2 protein-coding genes are annotated in these 2,300 nt (G+C 65.1%); both read right to left on the bottom strand.

Annotation, left to right across the window (positions count from 1 at the left end; genetic code table 11):
- Positions 1–698: recombinase family protein (locus WDZ17_RS17215; RefSeq protein WP_339576405.1), on the bottom strand; the 698-nt coding region annotated here is incomplete at its 3' end.
- A 338-nt stretch (positions 699–1,036) separates the two neighbouring features.
- On the bottom strand, positions 1,037–2,080 hold the full coding sequence (locus WDZ17_RS17210; protein WP_339576404.1) for an NAD(P)-dependent alcohol dehydrogenase: 1,044 nt from the start codon (positions 2,078–2,080) through the stop codon (positions 1,037–1,039).
- Positions 2,081–2,300: the final 220 nt, after the last annotated feature.

Raw genomic sequence — 2,300 nt, 5'->3', positions numbered from 1 at the left:
CCCTGGATTGGGATGAGCCAGCTTCTCCCCTGACAACCCTGAACGGGATTTCCGCAGGAACGCCGCAGCGCACGTTGTGACACGGTCTCAGTACTCTCTAGCCAACGCGGCGATCGCACCTGCGTTCTCTGAGGAGAGGTCGCTTCGCTCAGCGCGCGACGCACGCTAGAGGCCCCGACGCCGAGTGCACGTCCGATGCTCTCCCAGCTGTGGTTCTCGGCGCGCATCCGCTGGGTCGTCGCGATCCGCTCAGCCGTCATCACCGAGGGACGTCCGCCTACTCTTCCTTGGCTCTTCGCATAATCGAGGGCGCGCTGCGTGTTGTCGCGGATGGTATCGACGCGGAGTTGCGCGAAGACGGCGACGATGCCGTAGAGGGCGCGACCCATCGGGCTCGTGGTGTCGATCATGGGCTCGGTGAGGCTGACGATGTTCACCTGGCGGGTGTCGAGGTCCTGCAGCGTCTCGATCAGGATGCGTTCACTGCCGGCGAGCCGGTCGAGTCGGCGCACTTTGAGGGTGTCCCCCGGCCGCAGGTAGTCGAGACAGGCAAGCCACTGCGGACGATCTGCGACCCGGCTGGACTCGCCGTGACCCACGAACACTCGTTCGCAGCCGGCGGCGCGCAGCTCCGCCGCCTGAGCATCCGGGTTCTGCTCACGCCGAGAGACTCGGGCGTAGCCGACTTCATGTGCCATGCCGAAAACGGTACCGCCGGGGTTTCGGCGCGATTCGGTTTCGGCAGGGGGTTTCGACAGGGGGTTTCGGCGGATCAATCATCGGCGCGTCGCGCACCTAAACGCCGACGGCGACGATCCCGCCGAAAACGATCGTTTTCGGCGGGATCGGCCCGAACTCGCTGGGAGGCGCCTACGGTGGCGGAAGATTCTGCGGGACACTGCTCTGAATGACCCTCACCCCCACCAACTACGACGTCCGACCGTTCGCTCCCGACGATGAGGACGGGTGGGTCCGGTGTCGCACGCTGGCTTTCCTGGCCACTCGTGGGAGGGGCATCGTCCTGGCCGTTGGGCGCTCAGCCGTTCGAGGAGGATGCTCCCGGGACCAGCACGGCCCGTCCGGGGATCTGGCCGGTGGCGAGGCGTTCGAACACTTCGTTGATTTCCGAAAGTGAGTGTCGTTCAATCGCCGATACCAGGCGCCCAGAGCGGGCTAGCGCGAGTACCTCCTCGAGTTCGTTCCGGGTACCCCAGTTGCTCGTCGTCATCGTTGCTTGGGCGGCGACGCGGAAGAACGAGAACGGGAAGCTGCCGCCCGCGAGCCCGACGAGCACAAAGATTCCGAGCCGGTCCACCACTCCAGCGCCAAGTGCCATGGTCGTGTCGATTCCGACAAAGTCAAGAACAGCCGCTACCCCGTCCTGGCCGGCGGCATTGCGGATCTGCTCCGCGGCATCAGCATCTCGGGGGTCGACGGTGACGTCGGCGCCGAGCTCGCGCGCGGTCTGACGCTTCTTCTCGTCGGTGTCGACGACAATCACCTTTGCCGGGGAGAGCAGCTTCAGGAACTGGACCCCGTACTGGCCGAGCCCTCCAGCGCCGATCAAGACCGCGCTAGTGCCGGGCACGAGGTGGGGCAGTGCCTTCTTGACCGCCGAGTAAGGCGTGAGGGCTGCATCGGTGAGAGCGGCTGCTTCTACCGGGTCGAGTCCGTCTGCCGGAATCAAATGCCGCACGGACGGCACGACCATGTACTCCGCATACCCGCCTTCTGGGCCCATGCCGCCCCACAGGAATGTGTTGCAGAGCTGCTCCTTGCCTCCCAGGCAGAAACGGCAGTGACCGCAGCCCCAGCCGCCGAACACGACGACCGCGTCACCGACCTCGAACCCTTTGCCTTCTGCGCCGGGACCGAAGGACTCGATCCAGCCTGCGTTCTCATGACCCAAGGTGTGGGGGAAAGCGACACCCGGAATCTCGCCGGACTTGACGTGCAGGTCGGAGTGGCATGCCCCGGATCCACCGATTCGTATCAGGACCTCCCCAGGCCCAGGTTCTGGAGTCGGGATGTCCTCGATCACGAAATCCGCCCCTACTTCGTTCAGTCGTGCTGCTTTCATAATGTGCTTCCTTATCTGTTCACCTTGTGGGGATGATGGTTTGCGGCCGCCTGGTTGCCCTGCGACCGCAGGAGGCGACTCGTCGAAGCGCCAGTGTCGTTCGATCAGGGCGTTGAGTTCGCACCTCCCATCGACGTCAGGTACGCCAGCCCACGTCGCGGAGAAGGGCGCCGGTGCTTCCGCTGGCTACCTCGCCGCGGCACTGCAGGCAGCGACCAAC

It is taken from the genome of Pseudokineococcus basanitobsidens, from assembly GCF_037482545.1.
GTDB lineage: Bacteria > Actinomycetota > Actinomycetes > Actinomycetales > Quadrisphaeraceae > Pseudokineococcus > Pseudokineococcus basanitobsidens.
The sequence above is the reverse complement of the archived record's forward strand: the minus strand, read 5'-3'. Positions and strand labels throughout refer to the sequence as shown.